The organism is Niastella vici (genome assembly GCF_002077945.1).
Classification (GTDB): Bacteria; Bacteroidota; Bacteroidia; order Chitinophagales; family Chitinophagaceae; genus Niastella; species Niastella vici.
This window is the reverse complement of sequence record NZ_LVYD01000001.1, coordinates 458,249-475,446: the sequence shown is the minus strand read 5'-3', so window position 1 is coordinate 475,446 and position 17,198 is coordinate 458,249. Positions and strand designations below refer to the sequence as shown.

At 46.5% G+C, this 17,198-nt stretch carries 11 protein-coding genes; 8 read left to right on the top strand and 3 right to left on the bottom strand.

Going from position 1 to position 17,198, the window contains the following annotated elements:
- Positions 1-46 precede the first annotated feature (46 nt).
- Positions 47-1,453 carry a sensor histidine kinase gene (locus A3860_RS02195; RefSeq protein WP_158085119.1) on the top strand — a complete coding sequence of 469 codons (1,407 nt, stop codon included), beginning with the start codon at positions 47-49 and terminating at the stop codon, positions 1,451-1,453.
- Positions 1,450-2,142 (top strand): response regulator transcription factor, encoded by a 693-nt coding sequence (locus A3860_RS02190; RefSeq protein WP_081144888.1) that lies wholly within the window; start codon positions 1,450-1,452, stop codon positions 2,140-2,142. Before A3860_RS02195 ends, A3860_RS02190 begins: the two co-directional genes overlap by 4 nt.
- A gap of 71 nt (positions 2,143-2,213) precedes the next feature.
- Here A3860_RS02190 and A3860_RS02185 read toward each other — a convergent pair whose 3' ends face one another.
- From A3860_RS02185 to mqnC, 3 genes are all read right to left on the bottom strand, one after another.
- On the bottom strand, positions 2,214-2,510 hold the full coding sequence (locus tag A3860_RS02185) for a hypothetical protein (protein WP_081144887.1): 297 nt from the start codon (positions 2,508-2,510) through the stop codon (positions 2,214-2,216).
- A 94-nt stretch (positions 2,511-2,604) separates the two neighbouring features.
- Positions 2,605-6,594: a response regulator gene (locus A3860_RS02180; protein WP_081144886.1), complete on the bottom strand. Its 3,990-nt coding sequence runs from the start codon at positions 6,592-6,594 to the stop codon at positions 2,605-2,607.
- Between the two features lie 365 nt (positions 6,595-6,959).
- Positions 6,960-8,084: a cyclic dehypoxanthinyl futalosine synthase gene (gene mqnC, locus A3860_RS02175; RefSeq protein WP_081144885.1), complete on the bottom strand. Its 1,125-nt coding sequence runs from the start codon at positions 8,082-8,084 to the stop codon at positions 6,960-6,962.
- 331 nt (positions 8,085-8,415) lie between these two features.
- Here mqnC and A3860_RS02170 point away from each other — a divergent pair, with 331 nt between their 5' ends.
- From A3860_RS02170 to A3860_RS02145, 6 genes are all read left to right on the top strand, one after another.
- Entirely contained in the window at positions 8,416-9,615 is a 1,200-nt protein-coding gene (locus tag A3860_RS02170) for an aspartyl protease family protein (protein WP_081145154.1), read from the top strand.
- 169 nt (positions 9,616-9,784) lie between these two features.
- On the top strand, positions 9,785-11,023 hold the full coding sequence (locus tag A3860_RS02165) for a M16 family metallopeptidase (protein WP_081144884.1): 1,239 nt from the start codon (positions 9,785-9,787) through the stop codon (positions 11,021-11,023).
- Between the two features lie 31 nt (positions 11,024-11,054).
- A complete protein-coding gene (locus A3860_RS02160) occupies positions 11,055-12,341 on the top strand; it encodes a M16 family metallopeptidase (RefSeq protein ID WP_081144883.1) in 1,287 nt (428 codons plus the stop codon).
- Between the two features lie 184 nt (positions 12,342-12,525).
- Positions 12,526-12,873, top strand: a complete 348-nt coding sequence (locus A3860_RS02155) for a phage holin family protein (protein WP_081144882.1) — start codon at positions 12,526-12,528, stop codon at positions 12,871-12,873.
- 66 nt (positions 12,874-12,939) lie between these two features.
- Positions 12,940-14,976: an alpha-ketoacid dehydrogenase subunit alpha/beta gene (locus tag A3860_RS02150; RefSeq protein WP_081144881.1), complete on the top strand. Its 2,037-nt coding sequence runs from the start codon at positions 12,940-12,942 to the stop codon at positions 14,974-14,976.
- A 119-nt stretch (positions 14,977-15,095) separates the two neighbouring features.
- Positions 15,096-17,177, top strand: coding sequence for a S41 family peptidase (locus A3860_RS02145; RefSeq protein WP_081144880.1), 2,082 nt, complete (start codon positions 15,096-15,098; stop codon positions 17,175-17,177).
- The last annotated feature ends 21 nt before the right edge of the window (positions 17,178-17,198 follow it).

The following is a 17,198-nucleotide window of genomic DNA, read 5'->3' as shown; positions in this document are numbered from 1 at the left end:
TTGTAATGTTATGAATGGGCGCCGACTATATTTACCGGTAGTTTTAATGTTGCTGGCAATTTTGGCTGTAGCAACCTTCCAGGTATTCTGGCTTATCAAAAATTTCAGGGAAGAAAAACAGGAGACCGGTTTTCGCACCAACGTATTATTCGGCGAGGCACTGCAACGCATTCGCGCCGAAAAACTAAAACTGGATACCAATTTTAGCACCGACGTTAAGTTCAGGGTAGCCGGCTATAGCGCTGTTGGCATGCTGGATGCCATGCGAACAAGAGTACTGGATACGATGGCCCGTGATAGAAAGGTGCGGGTATTTGTTACCTCGAAAAATACAGCATTCATTCGAGAAGGCGTGCCTGCAGATTCAATGAATGAAATTCATGTTTTTAAGGACGGTCCCGGCCCGGGCATTGTGCGGGTATTGAGCAAGGTAGATTCGCTGCAGGACAGTATTGGCGTAAAGGAATTGAGTGATAAATATGCGCAGGTATTAAGAAAGGAAAGAATATCACTGCCCTTTTATATAACCAGCCGCAAAGCGGTTTTGCAAGATGGGTTTCCGCCCCCACCATTTGAAGAAATGCAGAATGAAATTACCATTGGCTTTAATCACCCGGTAACATACAGGTTGGAAGTGGGAAATATGAACGCCTTTGTATTGCAAAAAATGTGGTCCCAGCTATTGGTTTCGGTTGTGCTGGTTGGGCTTACGGTATTTTCTTTTGCCCTTTTATTACGCAGCCTGGTGCAGCAAAGAAAATTAACGCAAATCAAAAACGACTTCATCAGCAATATCACCCATGAGCTAAAAACGCCTATTGCGACAGTAAGCGTAGCCATTGAAGCCTTACGAAATTTTGGTGCCCTGCACGATGAGGAGAAAACCAAAGAATACCTGGCCATTTCATCAAACGAATTAAAACGGTTATCGTTCCTGGTTGATAAAGTATTGAAATTGTCGATGTTCGAAAAGCACCAGGTTGAATTGAAAGAAGAAACCATTGACCTTGCGGTGCTGGTAAAAGAAGTGGTTAACTCCATGAAACTGCAATTTGAAAAATACAGGGCCCAGGTAAATGTGCAAATGCATGGGTATCGGTTTGAAATAGAAGCCGACAGGCTGCATATAACCAGTGTGCTGTTCAATTTGCTAGATAATGCGCTGAAGTATAGCAGGGAAAATCCTTCCATACACCTTGAGCTGAAAGATGAAACAGAACGTATTCTGTTGAGTATAACTGATAATGGCATAGGCATCCCCCCTGAATACCATAAAAAAATATTCGATAAATTTTTTCGTGTTCCGGCCGGCGATACCCATAATGTAAAAGGATATGGATTGGGACTCAGCTATGTATCGTATGTTATTCAGCGGCATTATGGTTCTATTGAAGTAGAAAGCCAGCCGGGCATTGGTAGCCGATTCATTATTAAACTTCCTGCAGCTCCATGAGCAAAACCAAAATTCTGTACGTTGAAGACGAGCTGTTTCTGGGCAAAATTGTAAAGGAAAGCCTGGAGAGCCGGCAATTTGAGGTGGTAATGGAAAGTGACGGCCTCAATGTGCTCGCCGTTTTCAGGCAGCTGGCGCCCGATGTTTGCGTGCTCGATGTAATGCTGCCCAATAAGGATGGTTTTACCATTGCCGGCGAAATACGCGAAATAAACGCCACGGTTCCCATTATCTTCCTTACTGCCAAAACCCAAACCGATGATCTGGTAAAAGGGTTTTCGATTGGTGGAAATGATTATATCCGCAAACCGTTCAGCATGGAAGAATTGATCGTGCGCATTGAAAATGCATTGCGGTTCAGGGAACAGGGAGTCAAAGCGGTGAATGGCAAAGACACATTACAAATAGGAAAATACAGTTTTCATGTAACCCGCCAAATGCTGACGGCTTGTAATGAAGAACGGAAATTATCGTTCCGCGAAAGTGAGTTGCTGAAATTGTTATACGAGAACCGCGATAAGATCATTGACCGCAAAGACATTTTGAATTTGCTTTGGGGCAATGATTCATTTTTTAACTCCCGCAACCTCGATGTTTACATCACTAAATTGCGCAGCTACCTTAAAGAAGATGATCTGCTGGAAATAATTACCATCAAAGGGGTAGGGTACCGGTTTGTTGTGGGTTAGCCAAAAGACCCTGAACGAAGTCGCAGGGCCGGTGGTAAAGCGTTGAACGAAGTTGAAACGCTATTGACCGGTTAGCGGCCGGTGATCTTAATGGTTTGTGGCTGTGGCTTTTTCATTCTTTGAATAAACCACATAATAGTGAAGCTGGGAATGAAATCGGTGCCCGGCAATATTTCTTCAATAAAGTTGAACAATCCGCCAAAAGCGCCTTTCCAGCCACCGAAGGTTTTATAGAAAATGAGCGCAGAAACAGGCGCCCAAATGATATCGCCAAATTCACCGACACCGGGAATGGCGTAAGTTGCATAACCGATGAGGTCCATCAGTACACAAAATACCAAAGAGGTTGAAGTTTGCTGTTTGTTCATTTCCTGAGTTTAATGCTAATAAGACAAATAATGGGTCGCAGAAGTTGTAAGATAATTACAGGGCAGATGTTAAAATTTAGCAGGGAAATTCGTGTTACACCAATAACATCCTCTTTTTCAGCACCGATTCAATTTCTTCGAGCTTGAAGGGTTTTGAAATATAGTCGTTCATGCCGGCCTCAATACATTTTTCCTTGTCGCCCTGCATGGCGTCGGCGGTAAGTGCAATTACGGGGATGAGGCTGTAAGGCCCGGGCAACTGGCGAATAAGGCGGGTAGTGGTAAAGCCGTCCATTTCGGGCATATTCACATCCATAAATATCAGCTGGGGATCTTGTTGCTGCAGTAATTCAAGCGCCTGTTTACCATTGGTGGCTTTGATGACAGCAAATCCCATTTTGCCCAATACTTCGGTGATCAACAACATGTTAATGGGTTCATCTTCCACTACCATAATGGTAGCCGCATCGGCAATTTTTTCAATGACCGGTATGTGGCTGATCTTTTCCGGCTGTTGTTGCCCGGTAGTGAACATCGCTGAAAGCATGGCATACAGCTCATATAGTTTTACCGGCTTCGACAGAAAACTATGAATGCCCAGTTTTTCTGCCTGCCGCTGGAACATGTTCTTCTCGAGCGAGGAAAGCATCATGATCACCGGTTGCGTATATTCCTTTGCCGATTTCCTGATCTCCTGCACCAGTTTCATTCCATCCATTTCGGGCATATGGTGATCGGTGAGTATAAGATCGAGTGGTTCGCCTTTCTTTTGAATGCGTTGTAATATTGTTAATGCTTCGCGTCCGCTACTGGCCGTTTCGCAGGGAATGCTGAAATAGCGGAAAATTTCCTGCATCAGCCAGCGGTTACTGGCATTGTCGTCGATGACCAGCACTTTTTTTAATGGCGGGCGATAAGCGCCTGTTATTTGCGGTTCGCTATTCACGATCTCGAGCGGTATGCGCAGCGTAAACGTACTGCCGCGGCCGGCTTCACTTTCCACATTTAAGTTGCCATCCATTAACTCGGCGAGGCTTTTTGAAATGGTGAGCCCTAAACCGGTTCCACCATATTTACGCGTTGTTGAGGAATCGGCCTGCGTAAAACTGTCGAATATCTTCAACAGTTTTTCCTTGGGAATGCCAATACCCGTATCCCGCACCGATAAGTCGATATCAATACACTTTTTGCCTTCTTTCGTGTACATGTTACCAGCCTTTTTCAGCGATACAAAGATCTCGCCCTTCTGGGTGAATTTAATGGCGTTGCCCAGCAGGTTCACAAAGATCTGGCGTATGCGAACGGGGTCGCCGCTTACGCGGGAAGGCAACAGCGGGTCAATATGACAAACCATTTCAAGCTTTTTCTCAAACGCCTTCACTGTTAACATATCAATCGTTTCTTCAACCAGCTCATCAATTCTGAAAGCCGTATTGTCGATCTGCAGTTTGCCTGCTTCCAGTTTTGAAAAGTCGAGAATATCGTTGATAATATCGAGCAGGCCGTAGGCCGATTTCTTTACATTTTCGAGGTAATCGCGCTGCGAATGTTGCAATGAAGTGGTAAGCACCAGGTCGGTAAAACCGATGATACCATTCATGGGTGTACGCAATTCATGGCTCATGTTGGCCATAAACTCACTTTTGGCCTGGTTGGCCGATTCGGCCATATCTTTTGCCTGCACCAGTTCCTGCTCCATTTGTTTACGCTCAATGGCGGCGGCAAGGGTGGCGGCAAATGATTGCAGAATGCTGAACTCGGTGATGGTCCAGTCGCGCTCCTGGGTGTTGTCGCTGAAGGCAACAAAACCCCAGAAGTAATGCATGGTGAACACGGGCAGCACCGCGGCGGTTTTAACGCCCCGTTCATCATAATATGCCCGTAGTTCTTTGTCGTGTATATTCCTTACGTGGCTGCAGAAGATCTCTTCTTTTATAAGGGTTTGAAAAAGCGGGGACCTAACATCCACTACCCGGTTCTGAAAATCGGGGGTGCGATAAGTGAGTTCATCGGTTGCACTTTCCCATTGCCAGAGCCTGCTGGTATACCATTTATCTTCGGCCAGCACGTATTCATTTTTGTACACATTGAGGTTGTCGACCTGCATTTTCATGCCCAGCAGCTGAATGGCTTCGCCAATGGCCTGGTCGAGGTTGTTATTACTGATAAGCAAATGGGTTGCTTCGGCTACTGCCTGCAGTAACTGGTCTTTCCGCCGCAGGTTTTCTTCTACTTTTTTCAGCGGTGTAATGTTATGTACAAAACCCAATACGCCCCATACACTGCCATCTGCATCCTTGAGCGGTACTTTTACCGTACTCATGGTATTCTGCTGGCCATTGGCATAATTCGGTTCTTCGGGTATGTACATGATCTTACCCGTTTTCACTACTTCATCGTCATCGGCCCAAAAGCCGCGAATACCGCGTGTAGGATCGCCGGTAACGTATTCGGCCGGGAAGCCAACTTCCAGATCGTCTTTACCAATGATTTCCTTGGGTGTTCTGCGCAATGAATCGGCGCAGGCCTGGTTTATAAGCAGGAACCGGTGGCCGGGGTCTTTTATAAAGATCCAGTCGGGGGTACTGTTAATGATGGTGCGCAGCAGTTCTTCCGATTGTTTTACTTCGGCGAGCAGCTGTTCTCGTTCTACCTCGGCTTTCTTTTGTTCGGTAATATTACGCGAGGTGGTAATGATCTTTACCACCTGGTTGTTTTCCTTCACCGGTTTCAGAATGCTTTCGAGCCAGATGTATTCATTTCGTTTTGTTCTGATGCGGTAACGAAGAGTGAGATTATCGATGCGGCTGATGACAGTATGGTTCTTATGCAGTTTGAACGCCTGCTCATCTTCGGGATGCACAAATTCAAGGATGGAACGGCCTTCCATTTCCTCGCGCAAATAACCAAGCGCTTTTTCTACGGAAGGCGATACGTATTGAAAAATACCATCGGGGCTGCTAACCGAAATAATGTCTTCGGCATGCTCGGCCAGCAGGCGGAATTTCTGTTCGCTGTTTTGCAGGGCCTGCTCGGCAATTACTTTTTCTGTTACGTTTACGCCAATGCCCTGAATTTCAGAAAGGCCGTCTTCATTTTGCAGGGCAATGAATTCCCAATCGGTCCACTGGAAATCGCCGGTGTTTTTGATCGTTTTTCTGATCAGCAGTTTATATACAGTGCCCGGGTTTAACCAGCATTGATTGGCCACTTCCTCGCAGCGGTGCAGGTATTTGGGATGAATGGTTGTATAAAAGGGAATACCAAACAGATCTTTTTCGTTGTACCCGAAAGTTTTTAAAAACTGCGGGTTGGCGTAGGTGTAATTGCCGTTGCGGTCTATACGGATTACATAGTTTGTTTGGGAATTGAGGATAGATGACAGGTATTGCTTTTCGCGCAGCAGGGCATTGCGGGCCGTTTGCAGTTCTTCATAATTCTTTTTATTGCTGCGCAGCAACGGATCAATTACCAGGAAAATAAGACAAATGAGGGCAACGATCAGTGAAATGAATTTACTGGTATTGATGGTGGAAGATTCTTCAATTCTATCAGTTACCACTTCGGTGTAGCGTTGTACCACCCCATTCATCAATGGAAAGAACTTTCTTTCGCTGTATAAGATCTGTTGTTTGTACAGGGCGCCGTTGATGGCCAGTAACTGGCTATCGGCCAGGTATACTTCCTGTGCTACGGCAACAATTCCTTTAAAATGGGTTTGTGCATTGGTGAGGTCGCGGGTAATTTCGAGCAGGTCGGTAGTAACCGGTTCGTCTTTTACGATCTTTATTTTATCGCGCAGGAGCTGGTTGCCGGTAATGAAGCTGTCGGTGGCGCCGTGCAATTGTTCCCTGATCAACAGTTTCTCAGGCTCGGGCAGGCTGCCCTTGGTTAGCAGCATAACATCCTTCGTAATAAGCTGGCCGAGTGTTTGTTGTTGCCCGCTGATACTCACCAGTTTTACCATTTTTTCATTCTGTTTGCTCGACAGATGAATCATGTAATAACCGAAGAAATTGAGTAAAAGCACGGCAGCAAGCAGCACTACAGCAATTCTTACCAGTTTACGAAAGGGACTCTTCATTGATTTTTAAAGGATACTATACCTACCCAAATATATAACTGATAAATAAGGATTGTATTGAATATCAACTCCTGTTTTTTACCATAAATAAGGGTAATCATTAATTAATTGACGATCGTCATACAATTGCTAAACAGAAATGGCAGGGCACCGGTAAGGGAATAAGGTGGGTGCAGGATTGGGGGCAACGGTCAATGGTGAATGGTCAATAGACTGCCTGCTATAGCTGACTTGCGCAAGGCAGTTGAGCTTTGATACATTGGGCCTGCTGCCGTGCTAAAGCATAATGACCCTGGCGCAGCTGGCAATAGTGAATGAACGCCCAATTCGGGGGATCTATTCACCATTGACCACTCACCATTCGCCTAATAATCAATCACTTGTTCTTCAATTGCCGCCGGCATCTGACGCCATTCGTATTGTTGGTTGCGTAATTGCGGTTCAAACCCAGCCTCTTTTATTGCCTGTTGAATGCTTTTGTAAGTAAACCGGTGAGGGGCGCCGGCGGCGCTTACCACGTTTTCCTCGAGCATGATGCTGCCAAAATCATTGGCGCCCGAATGCAGGCAAATCTGGGCGGTTTGTTTGCCCACCGTGAGCCACGATGCCTGTATGTTCTTCACATTGGGCAGCATGATGCGGCTGATGGCGATCATGCGAATATATTCATCGGGCGTGGTGAGGTTATGCACGCCGCGGATCCTGGTAAGCAAGGTATCCACATCCTGGAACGTCCAGGGAATGAAGGCGAGGAAACCCTTGGCTTCGGCCGGTTTTCTTGACTGTACTTCCCTGATCTTCACCAGGTGCTCGAACCTTTCGCGCAGCGTTTCCACATGCCCGAACATCATGGTGCCCGAGGTGGTTATGTTCAGTTTATGCGCTTCGTGCATGATATCGAGCCACTCCTGTGAACCGCATTTTCCTTTGGAAATAAGGCGGCGCACCCTGTCGACCAGGATCTCTGCGCCGGCGCCGGGCAGGCTGTCCATACCGGCTTCTTTCAGCGCGGTAAGCACCTCGCGGTGGGTCGATTTTTCGAGTTTTGTGATATGTGCCACTTCCGGGGGCCCCAGGGTATGCAGCTTAATGGTGGGGAACAGTTGTTTTAATTGTTTAAACAGGTCGACATAGAACTGTAAACCCAGCTCGGGGTGGTGGCCACCCTGCAACAATAACTGATCGCCACCCCAGCGGATGGTTTCATCAATTTTCTTTTTATAGGTAGCGATATCTGTAATATAGGCATCCTTATGGCCGGGTATGCGAAAGAAATTGCAGAATTTACAGTTGGCGATGCAAACGTTGGTAGTATTAACGTTGCGGTCAATTTGCCAGGTGACCTTTCCATGGGGAACCTGCTTTTTACGCAACTCATTGGCTACAAACATCAGTTCGGTTAATGGGGCCTGTTCAAAAAGGAGCATTCCTTCCTCAATGGTCAGCATGTCAAAATTCAGGGCTTTCGCGTAGAGCTCGTCCAGATGCATAAAAATTTATTGTAGCAACAAAAGTACTAAACGAACGGTTCAGAACATACCGTATAAATGGTTTTAGTATGCGCATTTCGTAATCAGATTGCTGCAGTTGGGGAAGTATTACAGGCAGTTTATGTGTTTTTATACCAATGGTTTACCAATTTCAGATAAAAATTTTATCTTACTTACTGCATTCAAATTGATCGTAATGCAGTCCGAAAACCAGTATAGCCAGGAAACCCGAAGATCCGGATATAAAAATTCAGCCTTTTACGGGAGTCGATTTTTTGGCCAGCTGGCAAACCGGACCGGGGATAGAGCTATTTTTATTAAACCTGCTCCCATGCGATTGCTAACCATACCCATGCTGCTGTTGTTGTTTTCTGTATCCTTTGTACAGGCGCAGGAAGAATTTATTCCTCCGCCGGCAAAGCTTATTGCCCGTTTCCCCTTCAAACTCCTTACCGGTGGCATTATTACCGTAAAAGCACGCCTCAGCAATTTTCCCGACACCCTCAATTTCGTTCTCGATACCGGCAGCGGCGGTATTTCGCTCGACTCCAGTACGGCCGACTATTTAAAACTGCAACCTCAGTTAAGCGACCGCACCATCAGGGGCATAGCCGGGGTGCGGCGGGTGTACTTTGCCTACAAACAAACCCTGCACCTGCCCGATCTGTCGGTTGAGAACCTGGATTTTCATATTAATGATTATGATGTTTTGACCAGCGCTTATGGCGAAAAGATCGATGGCATCATCGGGTTAAGCTTTTTATCGCGCTATATTGTGGGGATCGACTACGACAGCCTGAAGATCTCAGTATATACAAAAGGCACTATAAAATACCCCCGAGGCGGCTATCTGTTGAAACCCCAGATACAAACTATTCCCATTTTAACGGCCAACATCCGCGATAACCGGCCCCTGTCGTCCCGCTTTTATTTCGATACCGGCGCCGGCATGTGCCTGCTGTTATCGGCCGATTTCGTAAGCGATAGCAATTTCATAAAGCCCAAACGCAAATGGTATGCTACCCAGGCGGAGGGGCTGGGCGGAAAAGCGCCTATGAAACAGGGAGTTGTAAAGCAATTGCAGGTGGGGCCTTTCCGGTTCAGGAACGTGCCTACCTATATTTTTGACGATGAATATAATGTTACCCAATACCCGGCCCTGGCCGGACTGATCGGGAACGACCTGTTTCGCCGCTTCAACCTCATCATCAATTACGAGCGAAGGGACATTTACATGATACCCAATTCGCATTATAAAGAACAATTTGACTATTCGTATACCGGCCTGGGCATGTATGTGGTAGATGGGGAAATACAGGTGGTAGATATAATGCCCGAATCGCCTGCCGAACAGGCCGGTTTCAAGGCGGGCGATGTGATCATGGCGGTGGCGAACAATTTCAGTAATAACATTCAAACCTATAAAAACCTGATGCAAACCCCGGGTGAAAGGCTGAAAATACTGGTATTGCGTAAAGAAGGTCCAATTGTACTTACCATGAAAGTAAAAAACATTCTCACCGGACGTTAAAGGGTCTTTTATAAACCCTTTTCAACCAAATACCTCAACTTGTCGTTAATTTGTAGTCCTTCGGTCCTTCGGCTTCGCTCAGGGCAAGCCCGCTCAGGATCGGAACCTGACAGGTCACTGGCCGCATGCAGCAAAAAATTGCGGCTCATTTAAAAGTAATTACGGCAATATGATACAATTTGAAAAATTCACGCTATCGAATGGATTACGGGTTATAGTACATGAAGATCATTCAACGCCCATGGCAGTATTAAATGTGATGTACGATGTGGGCGCCAAAGATGAAGATCCCAATAAAACCGGGTTTGCTCACCTCTTCGAGCACCTGATGTTTGGCGGTTCGCGCAATATTGAAGATTTTGAAACACCGCTTCAGATGGCTGGTGGCGAAAACAATGCCTATACCAGCAATGATGTAACAAACTATTATATTTCATTGCCAGCCGAAAACCTGGAAACGGCCTTCTGGCTCGAAAGTGACCGCATGCTGTCGCTGGCCTTCAGCGAAAAAAGCCTGGAAGTGCAGCGCAAGGTGGTAATTGAAGAATTTAAGGAGCACTACATCAACAAACCCTACGGTGATGTATGGTTTAAGTTGCGCGAAATGGCCTATAAACAGCATCCCTACCGTTGGATGACCATTGGTAAAGAGCTATCGCATATTGAAAATGCCAGTTTGCAGGATGTAAAGAACTTTTTTGCCAAACACTACCGCCCCATGAACGCCATTCTGGTTGTGGGCGGAAAAGTAAAAACAGAACAGGTTCGCCAGTTGGCCGAAAAATGGTTTGGCGATATACCTGCAGGTGCAAAATATGAACGCCAGATCCCCGATGAGCCGGCACAGGCAGAAGCCCGCGAAATGGAGGTAAAGGCCAACGTGCCGCTCGATGCCATTTACAAAGTATGGCATATGGATAACCGCCTCGATCATGGATATTATGTGGCCGACCTCATTACCGAAGTGCTGGGCGGCGGCGGTTCTTCCCGACTTTATCAAAAACTGGTAAAAGAAAAGAAATTGTTCAGCCAGATAGAATGCTATCATTTTGGAACGGTCGAAAAAGGCCTGCTGGCAGTAGAAGGCAAGCTGGTAAAAGGTGTAAAAATGGAAGACGCCGAAAAAGCCATCAATGAAGAAATTGAAAAGCTGAAACAGGATGGCATCAGCGAAAAAGAGCTTACCAAAATAAAGAACAAGACCGAAGCCACGCTTGCTTTTGAAGATATGAGCGTACTTACGCGCGCCAATAACCTGGCATTTTATGAACTGCTGGGCGATGCGGCGCTGTTCAATGCTGACCGCGACAAGTATTTCTCCGTAACCGGCGACGATATTTTGAGGTACAGCCAGAAAATATTCAACCCGAATAATTGCTCTACACTCAGATATTATAGTGAGAATTAATTGAAGAAAAAAAGACGATTAAAAAGAAGATATGCTTAACAGAACTATTGCGCCTCCAATTATAGACCCGGTTGCATTTGATATAAAACTGCCGGCTTATAAAAAATATATACTCACCAACGGCATTGAAGTGTTTGCGGTTGATATGGGCACCGAAGATACCTTAATGGTAAACTGGGTATTTGCTGCCGGTAACTGGTTCGAGAATAAAAAGGCCGTTGCCGCCGCTACCAATTTCCTGCTGAAGAACGGCACCAGCAAACGCAGCGCTTTTGACATAAACGAGCATTTTGAGTTTTACGGCTCTTACCTTAACCGCGCCTGTTATAACGAAACGTCTGAAATAACGCTGCACACCTTAAGCAAACACATTAATGAGTTGTTGCCGGTGGTGGCAGAACTGGTGCAGGATTCTGTTTTTCCGCAGGAAGAGCTGAACATTTATGCACAAAATGCACAGCAGCGGTTAAAGGTGAATTTGCAGAAAAGCGAATTTGTTGCCGGCCGGCTCATCGATGCCTACCTGTTTGGCGATAATCACCCGTACGGAAAATACCTGAACCTGGGCGATTATGCGGCAGTGACGCGGGAAGATGTGGTTTCGTTTTATAACGATTATTACAAAGAAGGCCGTTGCGTGATCTTTGTGGCGGGCAAATTACCGAAAGATCTTATTGAATCGCTTGAAAAGAATTTCGGTAAACTGCCCTTAAAGCCCCGTTCGCTGGTGGCAGAAACCATTCAACATCCTCTGCAGCCAGCGGCTGAGAAAAAGCATTATATAGTGAATGATCCCGACGGGGTGCAAAGCGCCATTCGTATTGCGCGGCCCTTCCCCAATCGCAAACACCCCGATTTTCAGAAAGTGCTGGTATTGAACAATGTGCTGGGTGGTTTTTTCGGTTCGCGCCTTATGGGCAATATCAGGGAAGACAAAGGCTATACGTACGGTATTTATAGTTACCTGATGAATTTCACAAGCGAAAGCGGCTGGATGGTGAGCACCGAAGCCGGCCGCGATGTAACGGCTGAAACGGTGAAGGAAATATATATCGAATTGCAGCAGCTGCGCGATGAGGAGATTGACGACGAGGAACTGATGATGACACGCAATTCGATGATCGGCACCATTCTGGGCGACCTGGATGGACCCTTTCAGGTGATCGGCCGCTGGAAAAATATGATCCTGAACAATGTGGATGATGACTATTTTGAGCGTGGTGTGCAGATCATTAAAACCATAACCGCCAAAGAGCTGCATGAGCTGGCGAACAAGTACCTGGCGCCAGAGGAGTTTTATGAATTAGTGGTAATTTAGTAAATGAATATATAACAAGCCCGTCTGTTCCCAGAGGCGGGCTTGTTACTTTTTCCGGTTTCAACCGACTTATTTAATTAATCAATGGGACCCTGAGCGAAGTCGAAGGGTGGGTTCACAACGTGTTGAGCGAAGTTGAAACGCGGTTAAATTAAACGTCATTGACAACTAAACCACTATCGTTATGAATTTTATCATGCGTATTATTGTCACCTCCATTGTTGCATTTGGGTTATCGTATATTTTAAGCGGGGTACATTTCAATACGTTCACCTCGGCGATCGTTTTAGCCATTGTACTGGCCATTTTGAATGCCATTGTAAAACCCATTCTCATCTTTATCACCCTCCCCATTACCGTGGTTACATTAGGGCTGTTTTTATTTGTGATCAATGCCCTGATCATTTTGCTGGCCGATAGTCTTATAAAGGATTTTTGGGTCGACGGTTTCTGGTGGGCGCTGTTGTTCAGCCTGCTGCTGTCGGTAGTTACTTCGATATTATATAAAGAAAAAACCGAGGAAAAAGAATAGCCGCCAGCCGCGGTTGAAGTTCTATTTACCCTAACTTCATGGTATACTTTTTTTATACCATTTTTTATGCACTTCGACAGTAAAGATTTGACCCACGACCAACTGGTTCATTTTTACAAGAGCCTGTTATTGCCCCGGATGATCGAAGAAAAAATGCTGGTGTTGTTACGGCAGGGAAAGATATCAAAATGGTTTAGCGGAATTGGCCAGGAAGCCATTTCAGTGGGTGTTACCCTGGCGCTGGACGAAGATGAGTGGATCTTACCCCTGCACCGCAATCTGGGCGTTTTTACCACCCGTCATATGCCGCTGCACAAATTACTGATGCAATGGCAGGGCAACCAGAGCGGATACAGCAAAGGGCGCGAGCGCAGCTTTCATTTTGGCCATGCGCAGCATCATATTTGTGGCATGATCTCGCATCTGGGGCCGCAGCTAGGCATTGCAGATGGTATAGCCCTGGCGCATAAACTCAAAAAAGAAAATAAAGTAGTGGTGGTGTTCACCGGCGAGGGCGGCACCAGTGAAGGCGATTTTCACGAAGCCGTGAATGTGGCTGCTGTGTGGGACCTGCCGGTGATATTTGTAATTGAGAACAATGGCTATGCGCTCAGCACGCCTGTGCATGAGCAGTACCGTTGCGAAGCGCTGGTTGAAAAGGCCCGCGGCTACGGCATTGACGGGGTGAAAATAGATGGCAATAATATTCTCGGTGTTTATGATACCATCAAGGGCGTAAAGCAATATTGTGCCGAATTCCAGCGGCCCTACCTCATTGAATGCGCCACTTTCCGCATGCGCGGCCATGAAGAGGCCAGCGGTACCAAGTATGTGCCGCCTTATTTGTTTGAAGTGTGGGAAATGAAAGACCCCATCAAAAAATTTGAAGAGTTCCTGCTATCGAAACATGTTCTTACCAGGGAGGTGATGGATGCCATTCACCAGGACCTGAAAGAATACATTGACGTAGAGTGCTCCATTGGGTTTAATGCAAAGCCAATGGTGGTGGATAGTCATAAAGAGCTGCAGGAGGTATACGCGGTGAAGAAGAATGAAGGTGCCGGAGTGCAAAGTTCAAACGCGTATGGTGCAGAACCCGCACCAAATACAATTTATATACAGCACCCGGCAGATACTGTTTCGCACCATCGCTTTATTGATGCCATAAAAGACGGGTTGAAACAAAGCATGCACCGGCATGCCGACCTCATTTTAATGGGACAGGATATTGCAGAATATGGCGGCGTATTTAAGATCACCGAAGGTTTTGTAGATGAGTTTGGAAAAGAGCGGGTGCGCAACACGCCGCTGTGCGAAAGCGCTATTATTGGCGCCTCGCTGGGGTTAAGCATCAAGGGGTACAGAAGCATGATTGAAATGCAGTTTGCCGATTTTGTGACCATGGGTTTTACCCAGATCGTGAACAACCTGGCAAAGATGCATTACCGTTGGGGGCAACCGGCCAATGTGGTCATTCGCATGCCGTGTGGGGCGGGGGTAGGGGCAGGGCCATTCCATTCGCAAAGCAATGAAGCCTGGTTTGTGCATGTGCCGGGGTTGAAAGTCGTTTATCCATCAACGCCTGCCGATGCCAAGGGGCTGTTGATAGCGGCCATCAATGATCCCAATCCGGTCCTGTTCTTCGAGCACAAGATGTTGTACCGAAGCGTTAGCGGCGATGTGCCCGATGCGTATTATGAAACCGAGATCGGCAAAGCACGGCATGTGCGTTCGGGTGAGGACATGACCATTATAACCTATGGGTTGGGGGTAATTTGGGCAGAAGAGTATGCGTCGGAACATCCCGAGATCTCAATAGATATTCTTGACCTGCGCACCCTATTGCCGCTCGATTACGAGGCCATCAGGGAAGCCGTTGGCAGAACCGGGCGGGTACTCGTATTACACGAGGATACGCTCACCGGTGGAATTGGCGGGGAGGTTGCCGCCTGGATCGGCGAGCATTGTTTTCAATCGCTCGATGCGCCGGTATTGCGCTGTGCCTCGCTCGATACGCCAGTTCCCTTCAATCTGGAGCTGGAAAATAATTTCCTGGCGAAGGCGAGGTTGGGGGAAACGGTGGAGAGGTTGATAAATTATTAGTTTCAGGGGTGTTGGTGGGGGATTAACAATCAGATATTAAGGAATTGGGCGGCTTTCGGTTTTCGGGGTGAATTAGTATCTTTATTGGCCCTGCTGAAAATAATAACCTTGGAAGTAATATGCGCATATTTCTTTTTCTGATCCTTGTAGTAGTAGGCTGTAATGTCCTTGATGCACAATCGCTACAAAAGCCCGTGACCGATGCCTACCTCGTGAGCCGGATGGTAGAGAAATTCCATATTCAACCCCGGCCCTTAGACGATGAAAGATCAGAGGCCATCTTCCGCGAATTAATGTCGTCGCTCGACGATCAGCGCATTTTCTTTACGCAGGACGATATGAAAAAACTTACCGCCTATCGCCTGCAGCTCGATGATGAAATAAAACAACGGAAATCAAACTTCCTGCAGTTACTGGTTACAACCTATAAACAGCGGTTGCAACAGGCAGATACCATGCTCGATAACATCTGCAAAACCCCCTTCAATTTCGCGCTGAAGGAAAGATATACAGTGGCAGAAGATACTATTTATCCCAGGGATATAGCGGCTATGCATGTTAAAATGTACAAGTTGCTAAAACTGTATGTGCTGGCCGGCGTAATGCAATATGCTGATGCCATCAACCCCAACAAACTGCCTGTAAAAAAATTTGTCGACAGCATTGAACCTTCGTTACGCAAAAAAGCCAATATAACCATTAAGCGATCGGTAAAGCGGATATTGCAAAGTCCGCAAGGCCTTGAGTTTATTATTGGCAATATGTATTGTGAGGCGCTGGCCACAACCTATGACCCGCACACTGCCTATTTTTCAGCCGATGCAAAAGAAGATTTCGAAAGCAATCTCGGTAAAAAACCACTCGAGTACGGGGTAACTTTCAGTAAAGACGAAGACGGCCATGCGCAGATCGATTACCTGAAGCCCGGCAGTTCGGCTTATCAAAGCGGACGACTGAATAAAGGCGATAAAATACAATCCATACAATGGGAGAAGAAAGAGCCGATTGACGTATCGGATGCCGAAGTAAGTGAAATTGAGCAGGCACTGGCAGCAAACGGTGGTAATACTGTTAATATAACCGTGAAAAAAGCAGATGGTACTTTGCGCCAGGTGGCTTTGCATAAAGAGCGGTTGGAAAAAGAGCAGGAAGAAGAGGAAGAAGATAAAGTGAAAAGCTTTATTCTGCAGGGCGACCGCAAGGTGGGTTATATTTCCCTGCCTGCATTCTATTCAGATTGGGAAGGCACGCTGGGTATAAATGGTTGCGCCAATGATGTAGCCAAAGAGATCATTAAACTGAAGAAGGAAAATATTGAAGGGCTGATGCTCGACCTGCGGTATAATGGCGGTGGTTCCATGCAGGAAGCCATTGAGCTGGCCGGGATTTTTATTGATGCCGGTCCGGTTGGGCAGGTAAAGACCCGCGACCCCAAGGCTATTACCCTGAAAGATGTAGTGCGCGGCACTATTTACGATGGGCCCTTGCTGTTACTGGTGAACGGGTTCAGTGCATCTGCTTCGGAAATGGTGGCAGGAGTTATGCAGGATTATAACCGCGCGTTGATCGTGGGCTCGCCTACTTATGGAAAAGCCACGGCGCAGGTAGTTTTGCCCATTGATACAACTATTAACCTGGAAAACTATAATGGAAAGGCGGCTACCTCCAGTTATATAAAACTCACTACTTCAAAACTGTTCCGCATAAATGGAACAACGGCCCAGGCGCATGGCGTGCAACCCGATGTGCTGTTGCCCGACCTTACCGATGCAACACCCGAAAGGGAAGCAAATGAAAAAAATGTGCTGCCGGCATCTACTATTGACGCCAACAAGTATTACAAACCATTACCCCCGTTGCCGGTGGCTGCAGCTGATGCTGTGGCGAAAAAAGAAATGGCGTCATCGGCTTATTTCAAATATGTGCAGCAATTCGTTGAGCATGCAAAAGCTGCTGTTGCAAAAAAAGATTATTCCCTATATATAGAAGATGCCTGGTTGGAAAAGAGGAGGAAAGATCAGGTGGAAGCATCATTAAAAGAGCCGGAAACGGAGAATGCCATTTTTAAAGTGATTAAACCGGCAACAAATCAAAAACAACGCGAACACGATGGCGAATTAAATGAGGAATGGAAAACAGACCTGTTAAATGATGCGTATGTAAAAGTCGCCTATCAATTGATGGCCGCTATGAAACAATAACCAAAAGCCCTTAATATCAGC

Excerpts from the sequence above, each read along its gene's own strand:
- mqnC (WP_081144885.1), bottom strand. The coding sequence starts at position 8,084 with ATGCATCTGGACGAGCTCTACGCGAAAGCCCTGAATTTTGACATGCTG.
- A3860_RS02155 (WP_081144882.1), top strand. The coding sequence starts at position 12,526 with ATGAATTTTATCATGCGTATTATTGTCACCTCCATTGTTGCATTTGGG.
- A3860_RS02150 (WP_081144881.1), top strand. The coding sequence starts at position 12,940 with ATGCACTTCGACAGTAAAGATTTGACCCACGACCAACTGGTTCATTTT.
- A3860_RS02170 (WP_081145154.1), top strand. The coding sequence starts at position 8,416 with ATGCGATTGCTAACCATACCCATGCTGCTGTTGTTGTTTTCTGTATCC.
- A3860_RS02180 (WP_081144886.1), bottom strand. The coding sequence starts at position 6,594 with ATGAAGAGTCCCTTTCGTAAACTGGTAAGAATTGCTGTAGTGCTGCTT.
- A3860_RS02185 (WP_081144887.1), bottom strand. The coding sequence starts at position 2,510 with ATGAACAAACAGCAAACTTCAACCTCTTTGGTATTTTGTGTACTGATG.
- A3860_RS02190 (WP_081144888.1), top strand. The coding sequence starts at position 1,450 with ATGAGCAAAACCAAAATTCTGTACGTTGAAGACGAGCTGTTTCTGGGC.
- A3860_RS02160 (WP_081144883.1), top strand. The coding sequence starts at position 11,055 with ATGCTTAACAGAACTATTGCGCCTCCAATTATAGACCCGGTTGCATTT.
- A3860_RS02195 (WP_158085119.1), top strand. The coding sequence starts at position 47 with ATGTTGCTGGCAATTTTGGCTGTAGCAACCTTCCAGGTATTCTGGCTT.
- A3860_RS02145 (WP_081144880.1), top strand. The coding sequence starts at position 15,096 with ATGCGCATATTTCTTTTTCTGATCCTTGTAGTAGTAGGCTGTAATGTC.
- A3860_RS02165 (WP_081144884.1), top strand. The coding sequence starts at position 9,785 with ATGATACAATTTGAAAAATTCACGCTATCGAATGGATTACGGGTTATA.